Source organism: Bifidobacterium mellis (assembly GCF_000967265.1).
GTDB classification, from domain to species: Bacteria; Actinomycetota; Actinomycetes; order Actinomycetales; family Bifidobacteriaceae; genus Bombiscardovia; species Bombiscardovia mellis.
This window is the reverse complement of sequence record NZ_KQ033885.1, coordinates 639,264-665,317: the sequence shown is the minus strand read 5'-3', so window position 1 is coordinate 665,317 and position 26,054 is coordinate 639,264. Positions and strand designations below refer to the sequence as shown.

Sequence of the window (26,054 nt, the reverse complement as noted above, 5' to 3'; positions counted from 1 at the left end):
TGCCTCATTTCCTTGTGAGTCTGTGCAAAGGATGACTAGTCAAGACCCAGGCGCAGCTTACCGCCGGGAATGGCGTCCAGCAGATCCTTGGTGTACTGGCGCTGGGGGTGGTCGAAGACCTCGTCGGTGGTGGCATGCTCCACCAGCCTGCCGTGCTGCATGACCACCACCTCGTCCGCAATCTGCCTGACCACGGCCAGATCGTGGGTGATGAACAGGTAGCTGAGCCCTTGCTCGGCCTGCAGGTCGTTGAGCAGCCGCAGCACCTGGTCCTGGACCAGCACGTCCAGGGCGGAGACGGCCTCGTCGCAGATGATCACATCCGGATTCAGGGCCATGGCCCGGGCGATGGCGATGCGCTGACGCTGTCCGCCGGAGAGCTCGTTGGGGTAGCGCCCCATGACCGACTCGGGCATCTCCACCATGTCCAGCAGCTCCTTGACCCGCTTCTGCCTGGACTTGGCGTTGCCGATCTTGTGGATGCGCAGGGGCTCCTCAATGGAGCGGTAGATGGAGTACATGGGGTCCAGGGAACCGTATGGGTTCTGGAAGACCGGCTGCACGTGCCGGCGGAACTCCATGAGCTGACGGCTGCCGAAACCGGCGATGTCCTGGCCCTCGTAGGTCACCCGGCCCGAGGTGGGCTTGAGCAGGTGCAGGACCATGTTGGCCACGGTGGACTTGCCCGAGCCGGACTCCCCCACGATGGCCAGGGTGGTCCCCCGCTTGACCGAGAAGGAGACATCGTCCACGGCCTTGAACATCTCCTTGCGCCGGGGCAGCCTGAACTCGCGGGTCAGGTGCTCCACGGTGATGACATGCTCGCTGCGCTCCAGGGTGCCCTCGCCCTTGACATGGTGCTCCAGCAGGCCCTCGGCATCCTGACCTCGCTGCTTGGCGGAGATGATGCGCTGGGAGGCCAGCGAGGGCGCGGCCTGGACCAGCCGCTTGGTGTAGGGGTGCTGGGGGTGCTGCAGGACCTCCAGGCTGGGCCCGGACTCCACCACCTGGCCCCGGTACATGACCACGATGTGCTGGGCGCGCTCGGCCGCCAGACCCAGGTCGTGGGTGATGAAAAGCACGGCGGTACCCAGGGATTCGGTCAGGCTGCGCAGGTGGTCCAGAATCCGCTTCTGGACGGTCACATCCAGGGCGCTGGTGGGCTCGTCCGCAATCAGCAGGTCGGGCCGGGAGGCCAGGCCGATGGCGATCAGGGCGCGCTGGCGCATGCCGCCGGAGAACTCATGCGGATACTGCCGGGCCCTGGTGGCGGCCTCGGGCAGCCCGGCCTCCGACAGCAGGCCGGCAATACGGTCGTCCATATCCGAGCCGGTCACATGCTCCTTGGCCAGCGCCCAGGCCGCGTCGTCATCCACACCGGCGTCGATCAGGGACTTGGCCACGCCCCAGCGGGTCTCGGAGCCCACATCCCACTCGGCCTTCATGGCCTCCATGGTCTTGTCCACGTCGGCGACCCCGGCATCGCTCAGGGCCTGACGGGCGGCCTCGAGTAGACCGGGCAGGTCCTTGGAAGAGATGAAGAGCTCGTCGTCGGACTTCTTTACCTTCACCTCTTCGTCGCCGGCCAGGGCCTTGGCCAGCCGGGAGCGCTTCTCCCGGGAGACGTCCATGTGGTTGGCGGTCAGCGCCTCCTTGACCTGGGAGCCGATGCGCCAGACCGGGTTCAGATTGCTCATGGGGTCCTGCGGGACCAGGCCCACCTGGGAGCCTCGCAGCGCCTCATAGTCCTTGCGGTCCAGGCCCACCAGCTCGCGGCCCTTGAGCCGGATGCTGCCACCGGTCACCTTGCCGGTACCGGGCAGAAGACCCAGCACAGCCATGGCCGAGGTGGACTTGCCCGAGCCGGACTCCCCCACGATGGCCACCCACTGGCCGGGGTAGACGTTGAAGGAGGCGTCGCGAACCGCGTGGACGGTGCGCCCATCGGCGGTGAAATCCACCTGCAGGTCCCGAACGTCGAGCAGGGGTTGATTCTCCTGATTGGTGGTCATGTTCTTGTCTGCTTCAGTCATGCTTCCTCCACTCAGGCCGTTCTGCTCTTGGGATCCAATGCATCCTTGACCGCGTCGCCCATCATGATGAAGGCCAGCACGGTGATGGCCAGGGCTGCGGAGGGATAGAAGAGGACCGAGGGGTTGGTGGTCAGGAGATTCTGGGCCGTCGAGATGTCCCCGCCCCAGGAGACCACGGTGGAGGGCAGTCCGATGCCTAGGAAGCTCAGCGTGGCTTCAGAGACGATGTAGGTGCCCAGCGACATGGTGGCCATGACGATGACCGGGGCCAGGGAGTTGGGGATGATGTGCCGGAAGAGGTTGCGCAGGGGCGTGGAGCCCAGGGCCGTAGATGCGGTGTTGAACTCCAGGTTCTTGGCCTCCAGGACGGCGCTTCGGGTGATACGTGCCATGTTGACCCAGCCGAAGAGGGTCAGGGTCAGGATGATCTTCCACAGTGAGGTGGAGGTACGGAACATCTGCAGGAGCACGATGGCGCCCAGGATCATGGGGATGGCGAAGAAGATGTCGGTGATGCGGCTGAGCACTGCGTCGACCCAGCCCCCGAAGAATCCGGCGATTGCGCCGACGAGGCCGCCCAAGACGGTGACCAGGATGGTGGTCATGATGCCGATGGCCACCGAGGTCCGGGCCCCGTGGATGACGCGGCTGTAGACATCGCAGCCCTGCAGGTCGAAGCCGAAGGGGTGACCGGCCCTGCCCGGTTCCAGGGAGTTGGACAGGCTGCAGGCCATGGGGTCCTGCTTGGCGAAGAAGTTGGGGAAGAGGGCCACCAGGATGACCACAATCGCCAGGATTGCGGAGATGATGAAGAGCGGGTTGCGCCTCAGGGTCTTCCAGGCATCGGCCCACATGCTGGTGGGCGGCACGTCCTCATCCACCGAGTCCACCTCGCGCAGGGGCGTCTCGTCGATGGGGGCCACGAACCGCTCCTGCCCCGGCAAGGGGTCGGGGAAGTAGACGCGGGCCTGGCTTTCGTTCTGTTCGCTTGACTCGTTCATTGCCGTTTCACTCATAGTCGGTCCCTCTTCCTCACGCATACCGGATCCGCGGATCGAGCACTGCGTAGAGCAGGTCGACCAGGAGGCTGGTGATGACGAAGATCAGGACCAGAATGGTCACGATGGAGACCACCAGGGTGCCTTCGCCCCTGAGGATGGCCTGGTAGAGGGTGTTGCCCACACCCTGGATGTTGAAGATGCGCTCGGTGATCATGGCCCCGCCCATCAGTCCGCCGATGTCGGCGCCCAGGTAGGTGACCACGGGGATCAGGGAGTTGCGCAGCACATGCCGCACGATGACGGAACGGTTGCTCATGCCCTTGGCCCGGGCCGTGCGCACGTAGTCCTCGGAAATGTTGGAGGTGATCTCCGTCCTGGTCAGACGGATGATGGAGGCCATGGAAACCGACCCCAGCACGATGGCCGGCATGAGCAGGTCAATGAAGCCCGGATTGGCCCCGGCCGTGGCTGGCAGCAGATGCCATTTGACACCGAACAGGTACTGCAGGATGAAGCCGGTGACGAAGGTGGGCACCGAAATCAGCAGCAGGGAGAGGACCAGGATGATGTTGTCCGACCACTTGCCCTTGGTCAGGCCGCCGATGATGCCGAAGATCACGCCGAAGACGCCCTCGAAGACGAAGGCCATCAGGGCCAGCTTGATGGTCACCGGGAAGGCCCTGCCGATCACGCTGATGACGGGCTGGCCGGCGAAGGTGTTACCGAAGTTCAAGGTCAGGGCGTTCTTCAGGAAGAGCACGTACTGCACGATGAAGGGCTTGTCGAGATTGTATTCCGAGCGTATCTGTGCGGCAACGGCCTGGTTGACCGGCTTGTCCCCGAACATGGCGGCCACGGGGTCGCCTGGAAGCGCGAAGACCAGCGCGTATATCAGCAGTGTCGTACCGAGAACGACGGGGATCATCTGCAGAATACGTCGCAGAAGATATTTTCCCATCGGCTATTCTCCTTTGTCATCCGCGACCGGGATCGGCATGGGGATCGGGGCCGCCGCAAAAATTCTTGTTTGAGTCTACCAGCACACCTCAACAGGGGTGCAGGAACACCAAGGCCGGCGCGGAGTGGATCCTTCCGCGCCGGCCCGGGCGGTGTCAGTTTCAAGGTGCGGGATTCAGACTCCCGTCACCTCACTTGCTGAGGTTGTAGTAGGCGGGGGTTCCCTTCCAAGTGAAGGAGAATCCCTTGATGTTCTTGGCCGCCACGCCGTTGGAGTTCTGATAGTAGAGCGGGACTGCGGGCAGGTCGCGGAAGAGCATCTCCTCGGACTGCTGGTAGATCTTGTTGGCCTCGTCGATGCTCTTGGCGGAGGCCGCCTTGTCCATCAGCTCATCGAACTCGGGGTTCTTATAGTCACCGTCGTTGGACCCATTGCCGTTGGCTGCCGAGCTGGCGAAATTGCTGGACAGGTAGCTCTCGGGCGAGGGGTAGTCAGGCTGCCAACCGGAGCGGAAGGCCGAGTCGGTGAACTTGCGGTTCTGCACGTTGGAGCGGAACTCGCTGAAGGTGGGCAGAGGGTTGCCCGCAGCCTGGATGCCCAGGGCGTTCTTGATGGAGTTGGTGACCGCGTCGTAGATCTCCTTGTGGGCGCCATCGGCGTTGAAGGCGATCTTGAAGGTGTCGCCCTCACCCCAGGGGGAGATCTTGTTGGCCTCGGCCCAGAGCTCCTTGGCCTTGGACGGGTTGTACTTGAGCACGTCGGATCCCTTGATGCTGGCTGAATAGCCGGGGATGACAGGGGCCGTGAAGTCGTGGACCTCCTTGGCGGTTCCGGACAGCACCTTCTTGATGATGGTCGGCCGGTCGATGGCCATGGAGATGGCCTGGCGACGCAGCTTGCCCTCCTGATCCTGGCCGAAGTGCTTCATGTAGGTGGGGATGGTGAACATCTGGATGACCGAGCCCGGGTCGTTGATGGCCTGGACGGTGTTGTCGGTCTGGAAGGTCTTGCGGGCCGAGGCAGGCAGGGTGTCCAGCACATCCAGGTTGCCGGCCTGCACATCACGGTAGGCTGCGGTGGCATCGGTGTAGGCGCGGAACTCAATGCCGCCGTTCTTGACCTTGATGCCGCCCTTGTAAGAAGGATCCTTGACCAGCTTGATGGCCTTGTTGTGCTCCCAGGACTGGAACTTGTAGGGTCCCACGGTCACCGGCTTCTCGCCGAAGGCCTTGGTGTCCTTGTAGAAGGATTCGGGCAGCGGGGCAAAGGCGGTGTAGCCGACCTGGATGGGGAAGGTGGAGGATGGCGAGGTCAGATCCACGGTGAAGGTCTTGTCGTCGATGACCTTCAGGCCGGACAGCTGCGCATCGCCAGGGGTGCCTTCCTTCTGCAGGTCGTCATAGCCCTTGATGTTGGCGAAGAAGCTGGAACCCAGCTGCTTGTTGGCGATGTTGGACGCCCAGGACCAGGCCTTGGTGAAGGACTGTGCGGTGACCGGGGTGCCATCCGAGAACTTCCAGCCGTCGTTGATGGTCACGGTGTACTGGGTGTTGTCCTCGTTGGCCTTGATCTGTTTGGCGATCTCGTTGGCCGGCTTGCCCTTGTCGTCGAAGCGGACGAGCTTGGAGAACATGATGTCGATGGGGTTGCCACCGCCCACCTCGTTGGTCATGCTGGGGATGAGCGGATTGGCCGGCTCAGGGTTGAAGACCGAGATGACGGCATCCGAGCTGCCGCTGTCGGTCCCCTTTGCAGAGGAGGAGTCGGATCCGCCGGATCCCCCGCAGGCGCCCAGCGTGAGCGCCATGACGCACAGTCCGGCGCCAGCAATGGTCAGGGCCGATTGCTTCTTCATATATACTGCTCTTTCCTTTGGTTGGTTTCCCGAATCCGCCGCCAGTGCATAAGACCCGGGCGCGGATCCGCTTTGGTGCGGATCCGGCCGGGTCAGCGACGACGGATTATGCCGTTTCCGGCACGATCATCACTGCTTCTTGGACAACTCCGCAAAGTTCGGGTAGCTGTTCCAGCGCAGAGTCAATCCCTGCACATTCTTGGCTGACGCACCCTTGTTGTTGGCGTAGTAGAGCGGCACAGCCGGCATGTCCTGCAGGAGGATCTCCTCGGCCTGCTGGAAAAGCTTGTTGGCTTCGTCGGTGTTCTTGGCCTTGGCAGCCTGCTTCAGCAGATCGTCGAACTTCGGGTTCTTGTAATCGCCGTCGTTGGACCCGTTGCCGTCGGCCGCCGAGCTGGCGAAGTTGCTCAGCAGGTAGCTCTCGGGAGAGGGGTAGTCGGGCGACCAGGCCGACCGGAAGGCCGCATCCTTATAGGCACGCTTGTTGACGTTGCCACGGAACTCGCTGAAGGTGGGCACAGGGGTGGCCACGGCCTTGATCCCCAGTGTATTCTTGATGGAGTTGGCCATGCCGTCATAGAAGTCCTTGGCACCACCATCGGCGTTGTAGACCATTTGGAAGCTCTTGTCAGCGGGCCACTTGCTGATGGCATCGGCCTTGGCCCAAGCATCCTTGGCCTTCTTGGCATCGTACTTCAGGTTATCGGACCCCTTGAGATTCTTGGAGTAGCCAGGGATGGTCGGTGCGGTGAAGTCGGTGGGCTGCACGCCCAGACCGCCCAGAACCTTGTCGATCAGCATCTTGCGATCCAGAGCCATGGAGATGGCCTGACGGCGCAGGTGGCCCTCCTCGTCCTGGCCGAAGTGCTCCATGGTGGTGGGGATGGTGAACATCTGCAGGACGGAGCCGGGCTCGTTGTAGCCCTTGACCAGACTGTCTTTCATGAAGGTCTTCTGGGCCGAGGTGGGGACGGTATCGATTGCATCCAGATTGCCTGCCTGCACATCGGCGTAGGCCGAGGCGACATCCGTGTAGACCTTGTAGTCGATGCCGCCGTTCTGAATCTTGACATCACCCTTGTAGGTGGTGTTCTTGCGAAGCTTGATCATGGTGTTGTGCTGCCAGGAATCGAACTTGTAGGGACCCGAGCTGACCGGGTTCTCCCCGAAGGCCTTGGTGTCCTTGTAGAAGGACTCGGGCAGCGGCGCAAAGGAGGTGTAGCCCACCTGGATGGGGAAGGTGGACGAGGGCGAGCTCAGATCCACGGTGAAGGTCTTGTCATCGATGACCTTCAGGCCGGACAGCTGGGCATCCGCAGGCACGCCCTGCTTCTGCAGATCGTCATAACCCTTGATGTTGGCGAAGAAGCTGGATCCCAGCTGGCCATTGTTCACATTGGCCGCCCAGGACCAGGCCTTGGTGAAGGACTTGGCCGTGATGGGGGTGCCGTCCGAGAACTTGCGCCCATCGACCAGGGTGACCTTGTACTGATCCATGTCGTCGTTGCCCTTGATCTCCGAAGCCAGATCATTGTGGGCCTTGCCATGGTTGTCGAAGCGGACCAGCTTCGAGTTGATGGCGTCCACCACCTGCCCGCCACAGCTCTCGACTGTGTTGCTGGGGATGAGCGGCTTGGCCGGCTCACACCCATGGGCCGAAACGACGGTATTGTTGCTCGACTGGCTGCTGGACGATTGCTGAGCGCCCTTGGTGTCTGAACCACCGCCGCAGCCGCTGGCCAAAAGCGCCAAGGCGCAGATGGTCGCGGATACAAGCGTAAGCTGTGAACCCTTCTTCATTGCTGCTGCTCCTATGTTTATATATTTACCGAGTGTCAACATCACGTCTGCAACCAAGGACACCGGGATGACCGAACCTCAAGGATCCCTGACCGACGTGTAAGCCACAATACGCCATATTCTGGTACGAAGATGTTTCGTAAAGCAAGTCTCATCTCATTTGCCGGTCTCAGACCCGCAGCTGCTTGACATCACTGGTCCTTGGAAAGCTCCGCGAAGATCGGGAAGCCGTCCCAGCCCAGACGCATACCGTGGACCCTCTTGGCGGAGGCGCCGGTGTTGTTGGCGTAGTAGAGCGGCACCGCCGGCATGTCCTTCAGGAGGATCTCCTCCGACTGCTGGAAGAACTTGTTGGCCTCATTGGTGTCCTGGGCCTTGGCTGCCTGCTGCAGCAAGGCGTCGAACCTGGGATTCTTGTAGTCGCCGTCGTTGGACCCGTTGCCGTCGGCCGCAGAGCTTGCGAAGTTGCTCATCAGGTAGGTCTCAGGCGATGGATAGTCAGGTGACCAGGATGACCTGAAGGCCGCATCCTTGTAGAGGCGCTTTTTGATGTTGCCTCGGAACTCGCTGAAGGTGGGTACAGGTGTGGCCTCGGCCTTGATTCCAAGCGTGTTCTTGATGGAATTGGCCATGCCGTCATAGAAGTCCTTGGCGCCGCCGTCTGCATTGTAGAGCATCCTGAAAGTCCTGTCGACCGGCCACTGGCTGATGGCATCGGCCTTGGCCCAGTACTCCTTGGCCTTCTTGGAGCTGTACCTGATGTTGTCCGAACCCTTGAGGCTCTTGGCATAGCCCGGGATGGTAGGTGCAGTGAAGTCGGTGGGCTGCACGCCCAGGCCGCCCAGAACCTTGTCGATCAGCATCTTGCGGTCAATGGCCATGGAGATGGCCTGGCGGCGCAGATGACCCTCCTGATCCTGGCCGAAGTGCTCCATGGCGGTGGGGATGGTGAACATCTGCAGACCGGATCCGGGCTTGTTGTAGCTCTGCACCATGCTGTCGGTCATGAAGGTCTTGACAGCAGAGGTGGGGATCCTGTCGATCACGTCCAGGTTGCCCGCCTGCACATCCGAATAGGCGGAACCAAGGTCGGTGTAGACCTTGTAGTCGATGCCACCGTTCTGGACCTTGACCTCCCCGTCGTAGTCGCTGTTCCTGCCAAGCTTGATCAGGGCGTTGTGCTGCCAGGACTCAAACTTGTAGGGACCCGAGCTGACCGGGTTCTCCCCGAAGGCCTTGGGATCCCTGTAGAAGGACTCGGGCAGGGGCGCAAAGGCCATGTAGCCCACCTGGATGGGGAAGGTGGATGAGGGCGAGCTGAGGTCCACGGTGAAGGTCTTTTCATCGATGACCTTCGATCCGGAGAACTGGGCATCCGCAGGCACGCCCTGCCTTTGCAGGTTCTCAAAGCCCTTGATGTTGGCGAAGAAGCTGGCGTTCAGCTGACCGTTGGTCACGTTGGCGCTCCAGGACCAGGCCTTGGTGAAGGACTTGGCCGTGATGGGGGTGCCGTCCGAGAACTTGCGCCCATCAGCCAAAGTGATCTTGTATTGGGACATGTCGTCGTTGCCCTTGATCTCCGAAGCCAGATCGTTGCGGGCCTTGCCCTGGTCGTCAAAGCGTACCAGTCTGGAGTTGATGGCGTTTACGACCTGCCCGCCGCAGCTCTCCGCCGTACTGCTGGGAATGAGCGGCTGGGCGGGCTCACATCCGTGGACCGAGACCACGGCGTTGTTGCTGGCCTGGCTGCCGGACGACTGTTCGGCACCCTCGGTGTTGGTGCCGCTGCCACTGCCGCAGCCGCTGGCCAAAAGCGCCAAGGCACAGATGGTTGCGGATACGAGCGTAAGCTGTGATCCCTTTTTCATTGCTGCTGCTCCCCCCTTAGCCGACTCTCATTCTCGCGCATACACTTGGAAGGTTCTTGACCGACGTGTAGGCTGCGATACGCCACATTCTGATACCAGTATGTTTCACAGGACAGGTCTCGTCTCACTTGCCGAATCTCAGGCCCGGGGAAACGCCTGCCTGTACCGGGCCCGCAGCTGCTCGATGGAGACATGGGTGTAGCGCTGGGTGGTTCGCAGGGAGGAGTGGCCCAGCATCTCCTGAACCTCGCGCAGGTCGGCTCCCCCATCCAGCATATGCGTGGCGGCCGAGTGCCGCAGGGCGTGGGGGGCGATGTCGGGCACACCGGCCTGACCGGCCGCCTGGTGGACCACCTTGCGGACCTGGCGCTGGCCAACCCTGCCGCCCAGCTGACCCAGGAAGAGGGCCTGACCTGCCTTGCGGGCCGATTTGGCCCTTACGCCCGCCAGGACCGGCCGCCCCTCCCCCAGCCAGCGATCCAGGGCTCGTTCGGCGGGCAGGCCATAGGGCAGGACCCGCTCCTTGGAACCCTTGCCCAGGACCTTTACAGTACGGCTGCGCCTGTTCACGTCATCCAGGTCCAGCCCGCACAGCTCGGCCACACGCATGCCCGTGGCGTACAGCAGCTCCAGCATGGCCGCGTCCCGCACCTGCAGGGCCGCCTGAACTTTCTCGTCCTCCCGGTGCTCGACCGGATCCTGGTCGACAGTATCCATCAGGGTGCGGGCCTGGTCGTGAGTCAGGATCCGTGGAAGGTGCTCGGACTGCTTGGGACTGCTCAGGGCCAGGGTGGGGTCGGTCTCAATCCGGCCATGTCTGCTCAGCCAACCGAAGAAGGATCTCAGTGCGGCCGTCTTCCGGGCCATGGTCGAGCGGGCGTGAGTGGCTGCCTCGTGAGCCAGCCAGGACCTGATGGTGGCCAGGTCGATCTGCGCTGGGTCATCGATGCCATGCAGGTGCATCAGGTGCAGAAAGCCCGCCAGATCGGCCCGGTAGGAACGCACGGTGTTGGGACTCTTGCCTGCCACCCGGGAAAGATAGTCGGTGAAGTCCTGCAGATCCTGGTCCACTACGGGCGCTCCCTTCACTTGGCTGTACAATACAGTCTAGGCGCTTACACCCTCGTCGCAGCCGCAGGCGATACTGACCCAGGAGGTGGATGGCCATGCGTTTGCCAGCAACCATACCGGCCGGGGCACGGCTGGTGGTCAGGATTGCCCTGGGGTCGGACCCGCAAGACGGAAGGCCCAAGTTCCGCGACTACGTAGGGCATGTGGTCGACTGGGACGGGCATCGGCTGATCCTGGACAGGGATCCGGCGGCCAATGGGTCGCGTCCCGGGGAGCGCGTGACCCTTAAGGCGGCAGACATGGTGGCGCTGAAGCCGGTCCCGGAACGCCGCTCGCCCAGACCGGACCCTCCGAATTTCAGTCGATGACCGGCGGGTGCAGCACCCGGGCCCGGCTGGTGGTCAGGAAGGCCGAGACCTGCTCGCCGCGCAGGGCTGAATCCAGCAGCTCCTGCCGCCAGTTGCCCCCCTGCGGATCCAGTTCCAGATCAGTTGTGGGCATCTGCTCCCGGTCGCCCAGGGCAGCCTTGTAGCGTCGGAAGGGGTCCGCCTGGAGAAAGAAGCTCCGACGCTTTTCGTCGGCCTCCGGCCCCAGGTCCCGCAGAAGTGAAGCCATGCCCTGCAGATTCTCGACCAAGGCATCCAGAAGGTCGGCCACCTGGTCGGCGTTCTCCTCCACCATGGCCCGGGTCCTTTCCGGATCGGTCAGGGCCACACGGGTCATGTCCCGCCAGGACCCGGCCGCCAAAGCCGAGGCCACACGACGGTCGGGCGACCTCGTCAGCATATTGGCCAGGGCGGTGGCCACCACATGGGGCATGTGCGAAATCAGTGCCGCAGCCCGGTCGTGGGTGGCATCGTCCAGGGCGATCAGCCGGTTGCCCAGCCCCTGGGTGACCATATCGGCCACGGTCAGAAAACGGCTGTAATCCGTATGCTCATCGACACAGAGTGCCCAAAGGGCATCTTCCAAGAGGGCCGGGTCCGAGTCCTCATAGCCGGAGCCCTCGCTGCCGGCCATGGGATGGGCACCTACATAACGATCGGCCAGACCGGCCTGTTCGACCTGCCTGCGGACCGGACCCTTGACACTGCCCACGTCCGTCAGGGTGGTGCCACGGGTCAGCACCGGGGCCAGGGCCTGGAGCACGTCGGGCATGGCCCGCAAGGGGGTGGCCAGCACCAGCACGTCCGCTTTGCCCTTGGCCAGCTCCTCCAGGGTGTCCACGCAATGGATTCCCTGGCTGCGGGCCTGCTCATAGGGACGGTCGTTATGGTTCCAGGCGATCACGAACCGACCCCGAGCGGCCAGGCGGCGGGCCAACGATCCCCCGATCAGACCCAGTCCCGCAACGGCGATCTTGTGGGCCGAGGTCAGCACCGGTGAGGCGGCCATGCCCGCTATCGGGTGCATGTGCTCGGGCCCGGACAGGTCCATGTGTGGGAAGGGCGCGGATTCATCTACCATAACAACTCCTTGCTGATTGTCTCGGAATCGGGGTCCTCACCCCGGAAGGCCCCCGCCCTGGGCAGCATCCATTCACGGATGGGGGGCGCTGGATGCGGGGTGCGCGGATGGACCGCCAGGGTCTTGAGCCAGTCCCCCCTTTCCAGCAGGTCGGCCAGCACCTGATGCAGACCCTTCTGCCACGGTGCGGCGTCGATGCTGGCTACGAAGCTGTAGGTCCCGTCGTGCCCCTTGATGGGCCGGGACATGAAAGAGGTCATGTTAAGGCCCGCATCACGCAGACGGTCCAGCAGGTTGGCCAGCACGCCCGGCCCGGTATTCAGGGGGATAAAAGTGACGATGGACTCGAAATCCCCGCCCGGCGCCAGGCGGCGCGCCAGCCCGGCTGCCTGATCCCGGGGTGCCAGCACAAGAAAGTCGGTGCGGGCCCCCTGATAGTCCTGCACCTCGCGCCGGTAGGTCTCCAGCCCGTAGAGGCTCCCGCAGATGCGCGGCCCCAGAGCCACCTGATCGGGGCCCAGATCACGGCAGGCAGCGGCGTTGGAGTTGGTCGGCACTGGATTGAGGCCGGTCTCTTTGATGAAGCCCTTGCACTGGGCCAGTCCGTGGGGGTGGGCGCCGACCTGGCGCAGGGGGGCATGGTCGGACCGGACGAAGGCATCGAAGACGATGGGCAGACGGACCATGCCGAAGCCCGCTACCGATTGAGCGTCGATCAGGGCGTCCATGTTGGGCACCACATGGCCCTCCACGTTGTTCTCCCAGGCCAGCACCCCCCAGCCTCGGCCCTCCTCCACGGCCTCCACAATGGCAGCCGCATCCGTGCAGGGCTTAAGATCCGTCTGGCAACCCAGCCTTGTTGCCATGAGGTTGGCGGCCTCAAGGGCGGCCTGGTGGGTGAAGGTCCCCTCGGGACCCAGGAAGTGCAGGGGAATACGGTCGGGCGGAGTCGCCGGTGCTTCTGACGGAACCCGGCTCATGCCGATCGCCCCTGACGACGCAGGGGGCCGTCAGCAAACCAGGAGGCTGGCAGGCAGATGGCCAGGGTCTGTATCAGGACCAGCCCGCCCATCCAGAGGAAGACCGCATACTTGGCAAAGAATGTAGGGAAGTTGGCATAGGGCATGAGCACATCGCCGCCCGGCCCCCTCATGGAGAGCAGCCAGACCGTGACCGTCGAGGCCACCAGATGCAGGGCCAGACCCATGGTGCCGCTGTCGCAGCGGACCCACCAGGAGGCCAGTGCCACCAGCAGATAGGCCAGGACCATCCCCCAGGGCAGACCCTGGGCGGCCCCGGAGCGCTGGACCAGGGTTCCCAGCACGCCCACCGCCAGGCCGATGGGCAGACCCAGCAGGCAGCGGAAGGGACTCACCTTGCCGGACTCCCCCATCGAACGGGAGGCGGTCTGGTCCTTGGATTTGGAAATCTGAGACTTCATGGGTTCAAGACTAGTCCGACCCGGTCACCGTGGGGCGGCCGGGTCGGACCAAGGCTGATTGTGAGAGAAGGCTTACTTCTTGTTGGCCCTGCGCTGACGGGCGTTCCACTTGTACCAGGCATCCCTGTCCAGGATGATCTTGCGCACGCGGATGGACTCGGGGGTCACCTCCACGCACTCGTCATCGTTGGCGAAGTCCAGGGACTCCTCCAGACTCATGTCGATGGGCGGGGTCAGGGTCTCCAGCACGTCGGCGGTGGAGGAACGCATGTTGGTCATGTGCTTCTCCAGGGTGATGTTGATGTCCAGGTCGCCGGGCTTGTTGTTGATGCCCACGATCTGCCCCTCGTAGACGGGCGACTGGGGCTTGACGAAGAACTCGCCGCGGGCCTGGAGCTTCTGCATGGCGTAGGGGCTGGCCTTGCCCGAGCGGTCGGAGACCATGGATCCGTTCTGCCGTGTCTTGATGTCGCCCGCCCAGGGGGCATAGCCTGCGGAGATCGACGAGGAGATGCCGGTGCCGCGGGTTGCGGTCAGCAGGGCGGTGCGGAAGCCCAGGAGGCCACGGGAGGGCACGGTGAACTGCATCCTGACCCAGCCGGAGCCATGGTTGGTCATGGTCTCCATGCGGCCCTTTCGATCGGCCATGAGCTGGGTGACCGCGCCCATGTACTCCTCGGGCACGTCGATGGTATCGGACTCCATGGGCTCCTGAAGCTTGCCGTCCACGGTCTTGGTGACCACCTGGGGGCGGCCCACGGTCAGCTCGTAGCCCTCGCGGCGCATCTGCTCGGCCAGGATGGCCAGGGCCAGCTCGCCACGGCCCTGAACCTCCCAGGCGTCGGGCCGGTCGGTGGGCAGCACCTTGATGGAGACGTTGCCGATCAGCTCGCGGTCCAGGCGGTCCTTGAGCATGCGGGCGGTCAGCTTGTGGTCCTTGCCCTCGGTGCCGGCCAGGGGCGAATCGTTGGTGCCGAAGGTCATGGAGACGGCCGGGTCGTCCACGTGGATCAGAGGCAAGGGGCGTGGATCGTCCTGGTCGACGATGGTCTCGCCGATCATGATGTCCTCCACACCGGCCACAGCCACGATGTCGCCGGGGCCGGCTTCGTCCACCGGGGAACGCTGCAGGCCCTTGGTGCGCAGAATCTCGGTCAGCTTGAAGTTCTCGATGGATCCGTCCACGCGCGACAGGCCGTACTGGCGGCCCTTGATCAGGGTGCCGTTGTAGATGCGCACCAGGCCCAGACGGCCCAGGTAGTCGGAGGCGTCGATGTTGGTCACGTGGGCCTGCAGGGGAGCGCCCTCCTCGTACTCCGGGGCGGGGATGTTGTTCAGGATGGCCTCGAAGAGGGGCTCCAGATCGTCGTTGTCGGGCACAGCGCCGTCGGCGGGCTGATTGACGGAGGCCTTGCCGGCCTTGGCTGCACAGTAAATCACCGGCAGGTCCAGGAGGGAATCCAGGTCCAGGTCCACTCCCTCCTCGCTCACGTCCTGGGCCAGACCCAGGAGCAGATCGGTGGACTCGGAGACCACCTCGGAGATGCGGGCATCGGGCCGATCGGTCTTGTTGATGACCAGGATGACGGGCAGTTTGGCCTCCAGGGCCTTGCGCAGGACGAAGCGGGTCTGGGGCAGGGGCCCCTCGGAGGCGTCCACCAGCAGGACCACCCCGTCGACCATGGAGATGCCGCGTTCCACCTCGCCGCCGAAGTCGGCGTGGCCGGGGGTGTCCACCACGTTGATGGTAATGCCGTCGGGCTGGCCCAGTTTGGCTGCCAGGGGGCCGGTGTACTTGACGGCGGTGTTCTTGGCCAGGATGGTGATGCCCTTCTCCTTCTCCAGGTCGTTGGAGTCCATGACCCGGTCGGGCACCTCCTCCCGCTCGGAGAAGACGTGCGACTGCTGCAGCATGGCGTTGACCAGGGTGGTCTTGCCGTGGTCAACGTGTGCCACAATCGCCACATTTCGTATATCGCCGCGTACCGCCATCAAAACCTCATTCTCGTGAATGCTATCCATGCCCCCACCGGCCTGTCTGCCGGTTGGCGTGGTCCAGGAATTGGACAAACAGAGACAAGTGTAACCGCCTTGTGTGACAGGCGATCACCGCTCCTTGCCCTGGGGCGAATCATGATGCGAACCCTGGACCGGATCCGGGGACTGTAGCTGCCCGGACAGCTCCTGGCGGGCCTGGGCCAGGGCCGAATCCTCGTCGGGCAGGAAGGGGGCCAGGGAGGGCAGATCCTCCAAGGATTGCAGACCCATCCGCTCAAGGAAAAGGTCAGTGGTGACCAGCAGGGCGGCATGGGTCTGCTCATCCAGGCCCTCCTCACGAACCAGGCCGCGCACCAGCAGGGCCCGGATGACCCCGTCCGAGTTGACCCCGCGGATCTGACCCACCTGGGCACGGGTCATGGGCTGGCGGTAGGCCACGATGGCCAGGGCCTCCAGGGCCGCCTGGGAGAGACGTGCCGTCTGACCGTCCTTGACGAAGGCCGCCACAACGGGCTGGTAGGCGGCCCGGCTGGCCAGTTGCCAGCCCCGGGCGGTCCGACGCAGTTCGAATCCTCGGTCGCTGTAGGACTCGGCCAGCGATTCCAGGGCGGCATTGACCGGTGCCGGGTCCACGGCCAGCACCCGGGAGAAGTCCTCTGCGGTAAGCGGCCGGTCCGTGGCCACCAAAATGGCCTCCAGACAGGCGGCCAGCCCGCCGGGAAAGTCCTGCACATCGAAGTCCACATATTCGGGACGGGTGTCGGGAGCCGAGGATTGGCTCATGCGAAGTCCCCCTCACTGATCAAGGCCGTTTCCGGCTCCTGTGTCGGTCCAATCCAGCGCAGGTAAAGCGGCTGGTAGGGGCCATCCTGACGGTACTGGATCAGTTCCTGCCTGAAGAAGATCAGTACGGCCAGGAATCGGGCCACCACCTGCGCCCGGCCTTTGGAGGAAGCGACCAGATCGGCGAAGGCCACCGGCTGACCGGGCTGTTCCAGCAGGGCCTGGCGAACCTGGTCAGCCTCCTTGTTCAGGTCGACCAGGGGCACGTGCAACTGGTCCAGACGTACCTCTGAGGCCGGAGCGTTGACCAGGGCATTGGCGCAGAGCAGGGCCAGATCCTCCGGCTTCAGGGTCCAGACCAGATCAGGCAGCAGGTGGGTCAGCTGGGGCTCCAGATGGCCGGGATGCGCGTAGCGGCCCGAGTTGGCGGCCAACCTGGCTCGAAAGTCCTGCCCCGCCTGCTTGAAGGCCCGGTACTGCAACAGCCTGGCGAAGAGCAAATCACGCTCCCGAAGGGCGTCCATGGAGGCCTGGTCGCGCATGGACTCGTCCTCCACAGGCAGGAGGGCAGCGCTCTTGGCCTCCACCAGAACCGAGGCCACATCCAGGAAGGCACTGGCCTGATCCAGGCCCTGGCTGAAGTCCAGGGTGCGCACATAGTCCAGAAATTCCCCGGTGATGGAGGCCAGGGATACCTCCGTCAGCGAGAGCTTTCGGTTGGCCAGCATGCCCAGCAGCAGGTCGAAGGGTCCCTGGTAGACATCCAGATCGACGGCGAAGCCGTCCGCTGATCCGCTCACGCCACGATGCCGCGGGCGATCAGCTCCCGGGCGACCTCCCGATACTCCTTGGCGGTCTTGTGCTCGGGGGCGAACATGGTGATGGGCTCACCGGCCACCGTGGCGTCGGGCAGCTTGATGGACCGGCTGATGATTGAGTGCAGGACCTTGCCCTTGAAGGCCTCGTAGATGCGCTGAAGCACCTCGTCCGAATGCAGGGTCTTGGTGTACATGGTGACCAGCACCCCGTAGATCTGCAGGTCGGGGTTGATGCGGCTGCGGACCTTCTCTATGGATTGCATGAGCAGGGCCACGCCGCGCAGGGCGAAGAACTCGGCCGCCACAGGGATGATGACCCCGTCCGCGGCAGTCAGGGCGTTGACGGTCAGCAGACCGAGCGAGGGCTGGCAGTCGATGATGATGGCGTCATACTCCTGCCGCAGGGGCCGGATGGTTGCCGCCAGGGCCTGCTCCCGGCCGACCTCGGTGACCAGTTGGATCTCGGCGGCCGACAGATCGATGTTGGCCGGGATGATGTCCAGACCGTCAAAACGGGTGTGCCTGACCACCTCGTGAACATCCAGGGAGGTGTCGAACATGGCGGTGTAAATGGTGTTGTCCACGCTGTTGGCATTGATGCCCAGACCCACGGTGGCCGCACCCTGAGGGTCGAAGTCCACAATCAGCACCCGTCGCCCATACTGGCACATGGCCCCGGCGATGTTGATGGATGATGTGGTCTTGCCCACGCCGCCCTTCTGGTTGCACATGGCGAGGACACGGGCCGGGCCGTGCTGTTTCAAAGGCTCCGGGGCAGCGAACGTCTCATACTCGCGCCCTAACAAATCCGTAGGCATGCCTCTACCCTATCAAGTTTCCGACCGCATTCGCGGGTTGGCGGGTCAGCGAGCGCGGGGATGGGCCGTCTGGTAGGTCTCCATCAGGGCCTGGGGGCTGACGTGTGTGTAGATCTGTGTCGTGGTGACCGATGCATGGCCCAGCAGCTCCTGGACGGAACGCACATCGGCGCCTCCCTCCAGCAGATGAGTGGCGAAGGAGTGCCGCAGGGTGTGGGGGTGCAGGGGTCTGTTCAGTCCCGCCCGGCGTCCGGCATCCCTGACCACCTGCCAGACCGTCTGCCTGGTCAGCCGCTTGCCCCGCTTGTTGAGGAAGACGGCCCGCAGCTCTTTGCCCTTGGTGGCCCGATCGCAAAGGCTGGCCCGTCCCAGATTCAGATAGGCCTGCATGGCCTGGCAGGCGTAGGAGCCCATGGGTACCAGACGCTGCTTGTCGCCCTTGCCGGTCAGACGGACCACCCGCTCGTTAAGGTCCATGTCCTCCAGATCGGTCCCCACAGCCTCCGAGACCCGGCAGCCGGTGGCGTACATGAATTCCAGCAGGGCCTTGTCCCGCAGGACCACAGGATCCTTGGACCCGCCCATGGCGGCCACATCCAACAGCCGGGTCACCTGGTCCACGTCCAGCACATCGGGCAGGGCCGAGGTGCCCTTGGGAGCCTTGACGGTACGGGAGACATCCTGGTCGGTCACCCCCTGCTTGAGGGCGAAGCGGTGCCACTCATGGACGGCGGCCATCCTCCGTGAGCGACTGGCTGGACTCTCATCGGCCAGATGGGCCAGAAAACCCTCCACATCGGCGGTCTGGATCTGCTCCAGGCTGGTGATGCCTCGACCGGACAACCAATTGATGTACATACTCAGATCGGACTTGTAGGCCTTGACCGTTGCGGGGGCAAGACCCCGTTCCAGACCGGTGTAGGCCAGGAACTGATCCAACAATGTAATCAGCCCCTTCCGATGATCACCGTCCACTACCGCTTAACCTCCGGTTCTCTTCATCAGTGCTGGTTTTAGGCCATATTCTAACGCCCCGCTCCCCTGTTTCCATGCATCCAACGCGCTTGGGATCGAGGTGCGCTCAGGAGACCTCCCGGATCAGCCCTTGAATCCCCTCGTGCTCAAGAATCCGTCGGTAGGGGCCGGCCTCCCTGCTGATGATGCCGTCGATGGCGTGCATGCCCAGCAGCTCCACCGGCGCATTGTCATCGGTCAATACCCTCCCCTCTGCATCCCCGACCGTGCTCAGGCGGGAGCTGACCTGATCCATCATCCGGGACAGGTCCGGATCAGGGCTGACCCTGGTGGCCGCCTCCGCCAGCAGGCCGGAACCCGGGTAATCCCCCATCGCAGCCTTCCTGACACCTTTTGTTTGCGGAAAATCATCGGAAGCGGGGCGACGCGCAAAGAGCTCGCGGTTGGTGGTCTGTGGCACGTCGGCCGTCAAAATGGCATCGGATCCGAAGACCCTGGTGATGGTATTGGTCAGGGCTGCATTGATGGACCCCTGACCGTCGTCGATCATGTTCATATTGACCACCATGACCCCGCCCGGATTCAGGTGCTTCCTGACCAGACTGAAGAACTCGGTGGAGCTCATCTGGAAGGGGATGGTGATGTCCTGATAGGCATCGACCATGATCAGGTCGAAGCGCTGGCCACTGGCTGCCAGCCAGGCTCGGCCGTCGTAGGTGGAAACCGGAATATCGGCGGGCTGATCAAAATACTTGGTGGCCAGGTCGCTGATGGTCCGGTCGATCTCCACCCCCTGGATGGCCATCCGGGGATAGTACCGCCTCAGCTGCCGGGCGTAGGTCCCCGTCCCCATGCCCAGGATCAGGGCCGAGCGGGCCTGATCGGCCATGAGCGGCGCCGCCAGGGCCGTGTCGTAGTACATGCCGGTCATCCCGGGATGTTTCATGGTCACCGACTGAACGCCGAAGAGGACGTTGGTGGAAAGGATGGTTCTGTCCGCCAGGATTTTGACCTGCAGGTAGTTGTAGATGGACTCGCCCTCGTAGGCCAGGCCCTTCTCCCAGAAGGCGAACCCCGTCATCGGTGACAGGGCGGCCGAGACCACAAAGGCCACCGTGGCGATCAGGCAGGCCAGGCGGTGCGCATGGGAGGAAAGGAAGTAGACCAAGGCCACCAGGAGCAGTATCCCGGAGAAGATCAGGAAGGTGACGAAGGTCCCCACGGCCGGGATGGTCACAAAGGTGGGCAGGAAAGTGCCCAGGATGGACCCCACGGTGTTGCAGGCGCTGAGCCGACCGACCACCGAAGCGTTGTCGTCCAGGGAATCGGTGGCGCTCTTGACCAGGCCGGGGGTGATGGTCCCCAGGAGGAAGAGGGGCGGAACAAAGATGATCAGGCAGGAGATGAAGGCCGCCAGGACCAGGAAGTTGGTCGAGACGGCCACGATCAGCAGTCCCGAGATCAGGATGATCAGATACTTGCCGACCAGGGGAATCAGGGCGATCCAGACGGCCGCGGCCATGATGCACAGGTAGAGCCTGTCCGGGTCTGGATTCCTGTCGGCCCAGCGGCCGCCGACCACGGCACCCAGGGCCAGGGCGATCATGATGGTCCCGATGATGATGGTCCACACGATCTGGGAGGAAGAGAAGTAAGGAGCCAGCAGGCGGGAGGCCCCCAGCTCGGCGGCCATGACGGCCATACCCGAGAAGAACTCCGTCACATAGAGAAAAACCCGCGACCGCAAAATAGGGCGCGGCTGACTGAATCCGGCCCGCTTGGCAGTGCCGCTGCCCGGTGATGGACTGACCTGATCCGCCGATTCTGCCGAGACAGCCCATGCGTCTACGCTGTGATCATCGTTCATGGCGGCTCCCGGCATCGTTGTCGTCAATCAACTTACCGTCCCGCCGAGGAATGGTCAAATATGCAAAGAACCCCGCGAAAGGCGGGGTTCCTGCAATACAGTGTTCAGGTCAGTGGATCAGGCAGCGACCGGGGCGTTCACATCGGCAGGCAGGGCCTTCTTGGCCTCGGCCACGATGGCGTTGAAGGTGTCGATGTCGTTGACGACCAGATCGGCCAGGGCACGACGGTCCAGCTCGATCCCGGCCAGGCGCAGACCCTGGATGAAGCGGTTGTAGGTGATTCCCTGGGCGCGGCATCCGGCGTTGATGCGCTGGATCCACAGCTTGCGGAAGTCACCCTTGCGGGCCTTGCGGTCCCGGAAGTTGTATGTATATGAATGGAGCAGCTGCTCCTTGGCCTTGCGGTAGAGACGGGAGCGCTGGCCACGGTAGCCTGACGCCCGCTCCAGGACGACCCGACGCTTCTTATGCGCGTTGACTGCCCGCTTGACTCGTGCCATAGATATTCCTCAGCTTTCTAAAATCTCACTCGACGCGACAGCACCCGCTCAGCGGGCCAGCATCCTCTTCATGTTCTTGGACTGGGTCGGAGCGAGCACCTCGTCAGTGGACAGGTGACGACGCTTCTTGGCCGACTTGTGCTCCAGATTGTGGCGCATACCGGTCCCGGCGTGCATGAGCTTGCCCGAACCCGTGGTCCGGACGCGCTTGGATGCGGCGGAGTTACTTTTCATCTTCGGCATTGCTGCCCTCCTTGGATTTCATCTGCTTGGGAGAAGTATTGTTGTCGGCCTTGGCAGCCAGATGGGCCGCCTGGCGGGCCTTGCGCTCGGCACGGGCCTGGCCACCCCGCCGACGCTGCTCGGACTGGGTGTGGACCTTCTTGCCCTTGGGCGACAGGGTCATGATGATGTTGCGCCCCTCCTGCTTGGGGGCGAACTCGATGGAGCCCAGATCCGCGACGTCGTCAGCCAGCTTGCGCAGGAGCTCCACGCCACCGATGGGCCGGGACTGCTCGCGCCCACGCAGCATGATGGTGACCTTGACCTTGTCTCCGGCGGACAGGAAGCGGCGCACGTGCCCCTCCTTGACCTCGAAGTCGTGGTCGTCGATCTTCAATCTGAAGCGAATCTCCTTGATCTCCGACATGCTCTGGTTGCGGCGCGCCTCACGAGCCTTGATCTTCTCGTTGTATTTGAACTTGCCGTAATCAATGAGCTTGGCGACCGGAGGCTTGGCCTTGGGTGCAACCTCGACCAGGTCAAGGTTGGCCTCCTTGGCCAGGTTGAGGGCGACGGAGGTCGCAATGATTCCCACCTGCTCGCCGTTGGGCCCGATCAGGCGTACCTGAGACACTCGTATATCGTCGTTAATCCTTGGTTCGTCGCTAATGATGACTCCTTCTCAAATACCACAACATCCACTGCCCGGCGAAGAACCCATAGGTTTCGAACATGACCGTCGCAGCCGTATGGCAACGCAACAACCAATGCTTGCACCGTATATGATGACGGCCAACCGTCACCGGTGCAGGTCGAACCCGAAGCCATGGAAGGCTCCCAGGTGGGATCATCCGCTTTCTTGATTTCTCAAGCCGAGTAGCAGTATAGCACAGCCCTCAGGACCATGCCCCGTCAGGAGGTCGCGCCGTCCACCAGGTGCAGGTAGTCGCCGTAGCCCTCCTCCTCCATCCGATCCCGCGGTACGAACCGCAGGGCTGCGGAGTTCATGCAGTAGCGCTGCCCGCCACGGTCGGCTGGTCCGTCGTCGAAGACGTGTCCCAGATGGATGCCGGTCTGTGCCGTCCGCACCTCGATCCGGGGCCGACCCAGCAGCTTGTAGTCCTTGCGGTTGACCAGCAGTCGGGGATCGATGGGCTTGGTGAATGCGGGCCAGCCGCAGCCCGAGTCGTACTTGTCCGCCGAGGAGAAGAGCGGCTGCCCGCTGACCACGTCCACATAGATGCCCGGGCGGAACTCGCCGTCGTAGGCGTTGGTGAAGGGCCGTTCGGTGGCCGAATGCTGGGTGACCTCGTAGCTTTCGGGGTCCAAGGACCAGATGCGTTCGATGTAGCGCTGGCGGGAGGCGGCGTTGGCGATGGCCTCCAGCGGGATGTGGCAGTAACCGCCGGGGTTCTTGAGCAGGTAGTCCTGGTGGGACTCCTCCGCCGGATAGAAGTTGATCAGGGCCTCCACCTGCACAGCGGGATGACGGCCTGTCCTGCGCTCCAGCTCCTCCAGGGCGCGCCGGAAGACGGGCTCCTCCTGCTCGCGATGCTCGGGATCCCAGTAGAGGCCGCTGCGATACTGCCTGCCCCGGTCGTTGCCCTGCCGATCCACCGAGAAGGGGTCGATCACATCCAGCAGAAGCAGGGTCAGGGTCCGCAGACTGACCGTCTGGGGATCATAGGTCAGCCGCACGCTCTCCACGGCATCGGTGACACCGCTGCAGACCTGTTCATAGCTGGGGTTGGGCACTGTGGACTGGGCGTATCCCACCTGGGTGTCGATGATCCCGTCCACCTCCTGGAAGAACCGCTCAATGCCCCAGAAGCAACCCCCCGCCAGGACGACCGTGGCCGGGTTGTTGGTTGAAATCTTGTTCTTGTCCATGATTCCTCCTCACATGCCGGTGCCTATCGATAGGTTCAACAGGAGCCGGAGAGCAGCTATTCCACCTCCCTCGCCTCTTGACAGCCTTCTCACATTGTCGACCGGCTTGCCCATGCGGCGCAAGCGGCGATTATCATATGACCATCTCCAAAACGAGGCCAGGAGGCGGGTCATGCAGCGAGCGCAGGAAGAGGTGGACGAAGATGCGGGGTCCTCCGGGATCATCCTGGGCTCCCTGGCTGCGGCCTTCCCGAGGACCCTGCCCATCATGGCCGGATTCCTTGTGCTGGGGATCTCCTACGGCTTTCTGATGACCAGCCGCGGATTCCCGGTGATCTATCCGCTGGCCATGAGTGCCCTGATCTATGCCGGGTCCATGGAGTTCGTGACCGTGGACCTGCTCATGTCCACCTTCAATCCCTGGGGCGCGCTGATGCTGACCCTGATGGTCAATGCGCGGCACCTCTTCTACGGCCTGGCCATGCTGCCGGTCTTCCGAGGGACGGGCCGGAAGAAGCCCTACCTGATCTTCGGCATGTGCGATGAGACCTTCGCCCTGGAGTCCGCCGACCCCCACCCGGCCGGGACCGACAAGGGCTGGTATCTCTTCTTCGTCACCCTGCTCAACCAGATCTACTGGGTAGGCGGCGCCACCCTGGGCGCTGTGCTGGGCAACCTGGCGAACTTCGACACCAAGGGGTTGGATTTCGTGCTGACCGCCATGTTCCTGGTCCTCTTCCTGGAGCAGTGGCGGCAGGCCGAAGCCCGCGTGCCGGCCCTTATCGGTCTGCTGGCCTCCCTGGCCTGCCTGCTGGTCTTCGGACCCGACCGGTTCATCATCCCGTCCATGGTGGTCATCCTGGCCATCTTCATCCTCCTGGACTTCCACAACCAGAGGGAGGCCTCATGACCACTGCACAGCAACTGATCACCATAGGCATTGTGGTCCTGGGAACCATGGCCACCAGATTCCTGCCCTTCATAATCTGGCCGGAGGGGCGTCGACCGCCGGCACTGGTGACCCGGCTGGGACGTCTGCTGCCCGCCGCCGTCATGGGACTGCTGGTGGTCTATTCCTTGAGGCACACCAACCTGATGGGGGGCGACCATGGGCTCTACGAGGCCCTGGCCCTGCTGGTCACGGCCCTGGTTCACCTGCGTTGGCGGAACATGATGGTCAGCATCGCCTGCGGGACCCTGACCTACATGGCCCTGGTGCAGGGTTGGCTGGCCTTCCTGGTCGGTCTGGTTGGTCTGGGATGATGGGGGCGCGTCCGATGGGCGAGCGCAGAAAGAAGAATCCCATGCAGGATGACGGTCAGTCGGACCATACGAGCCAGGCGAGTCAGGCACCGCTCTGCCGGATCTGGGGCGCCGGACAATACTTTGGCGAAGAGGTGGCACGCGGAGGACAGGCCCTGGTCATCGCGGCGGACGGAGGACTGGAGCCAGCCCTGGAGCATGGTGACGAGCCCGACCTGGTCGTGGGCGACTTCGATTCCCTGCCCGTTGGTAGCCGAAGACTACGAACAGACATCCCCCGCCGGGTCCTGCCTGCCGAGAAGGACGATACGGACCTGCTGGCTGCAGTCAAAGTGGGCTGGCAGCGGGGCTGTCGACGATTCCTTATATATGGTGGCCTGGGCGGGCGCATGGACCACACGCTGGCCAACCTGAACCTGATCCATCTGATCGCCGCCAGCGGGGGCCGGGCCGAACTCTGGGGACAGGGAATGCTGGTCACGGCCCTTGGCCCTGGAAGCCTGGACTTCCCCGCCTGGGACTGCCCGCCCAGGTCCATGGTCTCGGTCCTGGCGGCTGGCGACCAGGCTCTGGGCGTGGTCGAACAGGGCCTCAAATACCAGACGGACGGCATGACCATGACCAACCAGCAGGTGACCGGTGTCAGCAACGAGTTTCTGCCCGGCAGGCCTGCACACATAGCCTTGGAGCAGGGAACCGTGTTCGTCACCTACCCCACCTCGGCGCCCCAGCCGGTCTGGAGCACCAGCCTGGAGCCCAAGGCGGACCTGGGCTCCCTGGAGACCCATCCCTCCCGGCGGCTGGCCTGAGCCTCCTCTTGACTTGAAACTCCACTTGGAAAGGAAAAACCATGACAGCATCATCTACCACCCAGTCAGCGACCCCGACAGTCCGGCACCCGCTCTTCATCTGCTATAGCCGCTGCTCCACCTGCGCCAAGGCCCGCACCTGGCTGCGTGACCACAATGTGGACTTCATCGAGAGAGACATCAAAGAGGACCGACCCACCCAGGAGGAACTGACCGAATGGCTGGACATGAGCGGCCTGCCCGTGCGGCGATTCTTCAACACCTCGGGTCAGGCCTATCGCAGCCAGGGCTTAAGCAAACGCCTGCCGCAGATGGACACGGAGCAGGCTCTGCAGCTGCTGTCCACCGACGGCATGCTGGTCAAGCGCCCCATCCTGCTGGATGGTCGGCGTGTCCTGGTCGGATTCCGTCAGCAGCAGTGGGAGGATTGGCTGGCTGATACGAACGAAAATACTCACAATTCTTGATCGTTTTGTTGCGCAAACAAACAACAAAACCTACCAATTTTTTTGTTCGTTTTTTCCTTGGCAGAACCCGCGTAGTCGCTTGCTATAAGTACACAGGGTTCTATAAACTATGAGATGTTATCAGTAATCGGCCATATACGGTCCGGTAT

25 protein-coding genes are annotated in these 26,054 nt (G+C 63.3%); 5 read left to right on the top strand and 20 right to left on the bottom strand.

From position 1 onward, the window contains the following. Positions 1 to 35 precede the first annotated feature (35 nt). From JF70_RS03005 to JF70_RS02975, 7 genes are all read right to left on the bottom strand, one after another. Positions 36 to 2,033 carry a dipeptide ABC transporter ATP-binding protein gene (locus JF70_RS03005; RefSeq protein ID WP_045935238.1) on the bottom strand — a complete coding sequence of 666 codons (1,998 nt, stop codon included), beginning with the start codon at positions 2,031 to 2,033 and terminating at the stop codon, positions 36 to 38. Between the two features lie 11 nt (positions 2,034 to 2,044). Further along, positions 2,045 to 3,034 carry an ABC transporter permease gene (locus JF70_RS03000; protein WP_045935237.1) on the bottom strand — a complete coding sequence of 330 codons (990 nt, stop codon included), beginning with the start codon at positions 3,032 to 3,034 and terminating at the stop codon, positions 2,045 to 2,047. Between the two features lie 31 nt (positions 3,035 to 3,065). Beyond that, a complete protein-coding gene (locus JF70_RS02995; protein WP_024627150.1) occupies positions 3,066 to 3,992 on the bottom strand; it encodes an ABC transporter permease in 927 nt (308 codons plus the stop codon). Between the two features lie 190 nt (positions 3,993 to 4,182). Next, the gene (locus tag JF70_RS02990) at positions 4,183 to 5,847 is read right to left on the bottom strand and encodes a peptide ABC transporter substrate-binding protein (RefSeq protein ID WP_045935236.1); all 1,665 of its coding nucleotides are present in this window, start codon (positions 5,845 to 5,847) and stop codon (positions 4,183 to 4,185) included. 129 nt (positions 5,848 to 5,976) lie between these two features. Further along, positions 5,977 to 7,647, bottom strand: coding sequence for a peptide ABC transporter substrate-binding protein (locus JF70_RS02985; RefSeq protein WP_045935235.1), 1,671 nt, complete (start codon positions 7,645 to 7,647; stop codon positions 5,977 to 5,979). Between the two features lie 191 nt (positions 7,648 to 7,838). Continuing rightward, a complete protein-coding gene (locus JF70_RS02980) occupies positions 7,839 to 9,515 on the bottom strand; it encodes a peptide ABC transporter substrate-binding protein (RefSeq protein ID WP_045935234.1) in 1,677 nt (558 codons plus the stop codon). A gap of 138 nt (positions 9,516 to 9,653) precedes the next feature. Further along, positions 9,654 to 10,586: a tyrosine recombinase XerC gene (locus JF70_RS02975; RefSeq protein ID WP_045935233.1), complete on the bottom strand. Its 933-nt coding sequence runs from the start codon at positions 10,584 to 10,586 to the stop codon at positions 9,654 to 9,656. A 95-nt stretch (positions 10,587 to 10,681) separates the two neighbouring features. On the opposite strand from JF70_RS02975, the gene JF70_RS02970 reads away from it, so the two are divergent. Continuing rightward, positions 10,682 to 10,954, top strand: a complete 273-nt coding sequence (locus JF70_RS02970; protein ID WP_045936068.1) for a DUF6725 family protein — start codon at positions 10,682 to 10,684, stop codon at positions 10,952 to 10,954. On the opposite strand, the gene JF70_RS02965 is transcribed toward JF70_RS02970, so the two are convergent. The 13 genes from JF70_RS02965 to msrB form a co-directional block, all read right to left on the bottom strand. Beyond that, entirely contained in the window at positions 10,944 to 11,981 is a 1,038-nt protein-coding gene (locus JF70_RS02965) for a prephenate dehydrogenase (RefSeq protein ID WP_045936067.1), read from the bottom strand. The two genes, JF70_RS02970 and JF70_RS02965, sit on opposite strands and share 11 nt — an antisense overlap. Before the next feature lie 65 nt (positions 11,982 to 12,046). Further along, positions 12,047 to 13,033 carry a prephenate dehydratase gene (locus JF70_RS02960; RefSeq protein ID WP_045935232.1) on the bottom strand — a complete coding sequence of 329 codons (987 nt, stop codon included), beginning with the start codon at positions 13,031 to 13,033 and terminating at the stop codon, positions 12,047 to 12,049. Continuing rightward, positions 13,030 to 13,494: a hypothetical protein gene (locus JF70_RS02955; RefSeq protein ID WP_052690709.1), complete on the bottom strand. Its 465-nt coding sequence runs from the start codon at positions 13,492 to 13,494 to the stop codon at positions 13,030 to 13,032. Before JF70_RS02955 ends, JF70_RS02960 begins: the two co-directional genes overlap by 4 nt. 72 nt (positions 13,495 to 13,566) lie before the next feature. Beyond that, positions 13,567 to 15,486 carry a translational GTPase TypA gene (typA, locus tag JF70_RS02950; protein ID WP_045935231.1) on the bottom strand — a complete coding sequence of 640 codons (1,920 nt, stop codon included), beginning with the start codon at positions 15,484 to 15,486 and terminating at the stop codon, positions 13,567 to 13,569. 114 nt (positions 15,487 to 15,600) lie between these two features. Continuing rightward, positions 15,601 to 16,275: an SMC-Scp complex subunit ScpB gene (scpB, locus tag JF70_RS02945; protein WP_045935230.1), complete on the bottom strand. Its 675-nt coding sequence runs from the start codon at positions 16,273 to 16,275 to the stop codon at positions 15,601 to 15,603. Further along, on the bottom strand, positions 16,272 to 17,075 hold the full coding sequence (locus JF70_RS02940) for a segregation and condensation protein A (protein WP_045935229.1): 804 nt from the start codon (positions 17,073 to 17,075) through the stop codon (positions 16,272 to 16,274). The genes scpB and JF70_RS02940 overlap by 4 nt, the downstream gene beginning before the upstream one ends. After that, entirely contained in the window at positions 17,072 to 17,911 is an 840-nt protein-coding gene (locus JF70_RS02935; protein ID WP_015021621.1) for a ParA family protein, read from the bottom strand. Before JF70_RS02935 ends, JF70_RS02940 begins: the two co-directional genes overlap by 4 nt. Positions 17,912 to 17,956: 45 nt before the next feature. After that, positions 17,957 to 18,886: a site-specific tyrosine recombinase XerD gene (xerD, locus tag JF70_RS02930; RefSeq protein WP_082069362.1), complete on the bottom strand. Its 930-nt coding sequence runs from the start codon at positions 18,884 to 18,886 to the stop codon at positions 17,957 to 17,959. 106 nt (positions 18,887 to 18,992) lie between these two features. Further along, on the bottom strand, positions 18,993 to 20,753 hold the full coding sequence (locus JF70_RS02925) for a spermidine synthase (RefSeq protein ID WP_231578824.1): 1,761 nt from the start codon (positions 20,751 to 20,753) through the stop codon (positions 18,993 to 18,995). 117 nt (positions 20,754 to 20,870) lie between these two features. Then, on the bottom strand, positions 20,871 to 21,254 hold the full coding sequence (gene rplT, locus JF70_RS02920) for a 50S ribosomal protein L20 (protein ID WP_015021618.1): 384 nt from the start codon (positions 21,252 to 21,254) through the stop codon (positions 20,871 to 20,873). 48 nt (positions 21,255 to 21,302) lie between these two features. Beyond that, positions 21,303 to 21,497: a 50S ribosomal protein L35 gene (gene rpmI / locus JF70_RS02915; RefSeq protein WP_015021617.1), complete on the bottom strand. Its 195-nt coding sequence runs from the start codon at positions 21,495 to 21,497 to the stop codon at positions 21,303 to 21,305. Beyond that, on the bottom strand, positions 21,478 to 22,149 hold the full coding sequence (infC, locus tag JF70_RS02910) for a translation initiation factor IF-3 (RefSeq protein WP_029676114.1): 672 nt from the start codon (positions 22,147 to 22,149) through the stop codon (positions 21,478 to 21,480). Before infC ends, rpmI begins: the two co-directional genes overlap by 20 nt. A gap of 239 nt (positions 22,150 to 22,388) precedes the next feature. Beyond that, positions 22,389 to 23,369 (bottom strand): peptide-methionine (R)-S-oxide reductase MsrB, encoded by a 981-nt coding sequence (gene msrB, locus JF70_RS02905; protein ID WP_052690708.1) that lies wholly within the window; start codon positions 23,367 to 23,369, stop codon positions 22,389 to 22,391. 169 nt (positions 23,370 to 23,538) lie between these two features. Between msrB and JF70_RS02900 the strand changes: the two genes are divergently transcribed. The 4 genes from JF70_RS02900 to JF70_RS02885 are packed head-to-tail and all read left to right on the top strand — an operon-like array spanning position 23,539 to position 25,905. Then, the gene (locus JF70_RS02900; RefSeq protein ID WP_045935227.1) at positions 23,539 to 24,276 is read left to right on the top strand and encodes an AzlC family ABC transporter permease; all 738 of its coding nucleotides are present in this window, start codon (positions 23,539 to 23,541) and stop codon (positions 24,274 to 24,276) included. Continuing rightward, positions 24,273 to 24,629, top strand: coding sequence for a branched-chain amino acid transporter permease (locus JF70_RS02895; protein ID WP_045935226.1), 357 nt, complete (start codon positions 24,273 to 24,275; stop codon positions 24,627 to 24,629). The genes JF70_RS02900 and JF70_RS02895 overlap by 4 nt, the downstream gene beginning before the upstream one ends. 14 nt (positions 24,630 to 24,643) lie before the next feature. Continuing rightward, entirely contained in the window at positions 24,644 to 25,438 is a 795-nt protein-coding gene (locus JF70_RS02890; protein WP_197069093.1) for a thiamine diphosphokinase, read from the top strand. Positions 25,439 to 25,479: 41 nt separating this feature from the next. After that, positions 25,480 to 25,905: an arsenate reductase family protein gene (locus JF70_RS02885; protein ID WP_045935224.1), complete on the top strand. Its 426-nt coding sequence runs from the start codon at positions 25,480 to 25,482 to the stop codon at positions 25,903 to 25,905. Positions 25,906 to 26,054 lie beyond the last annotated feature (149 nt).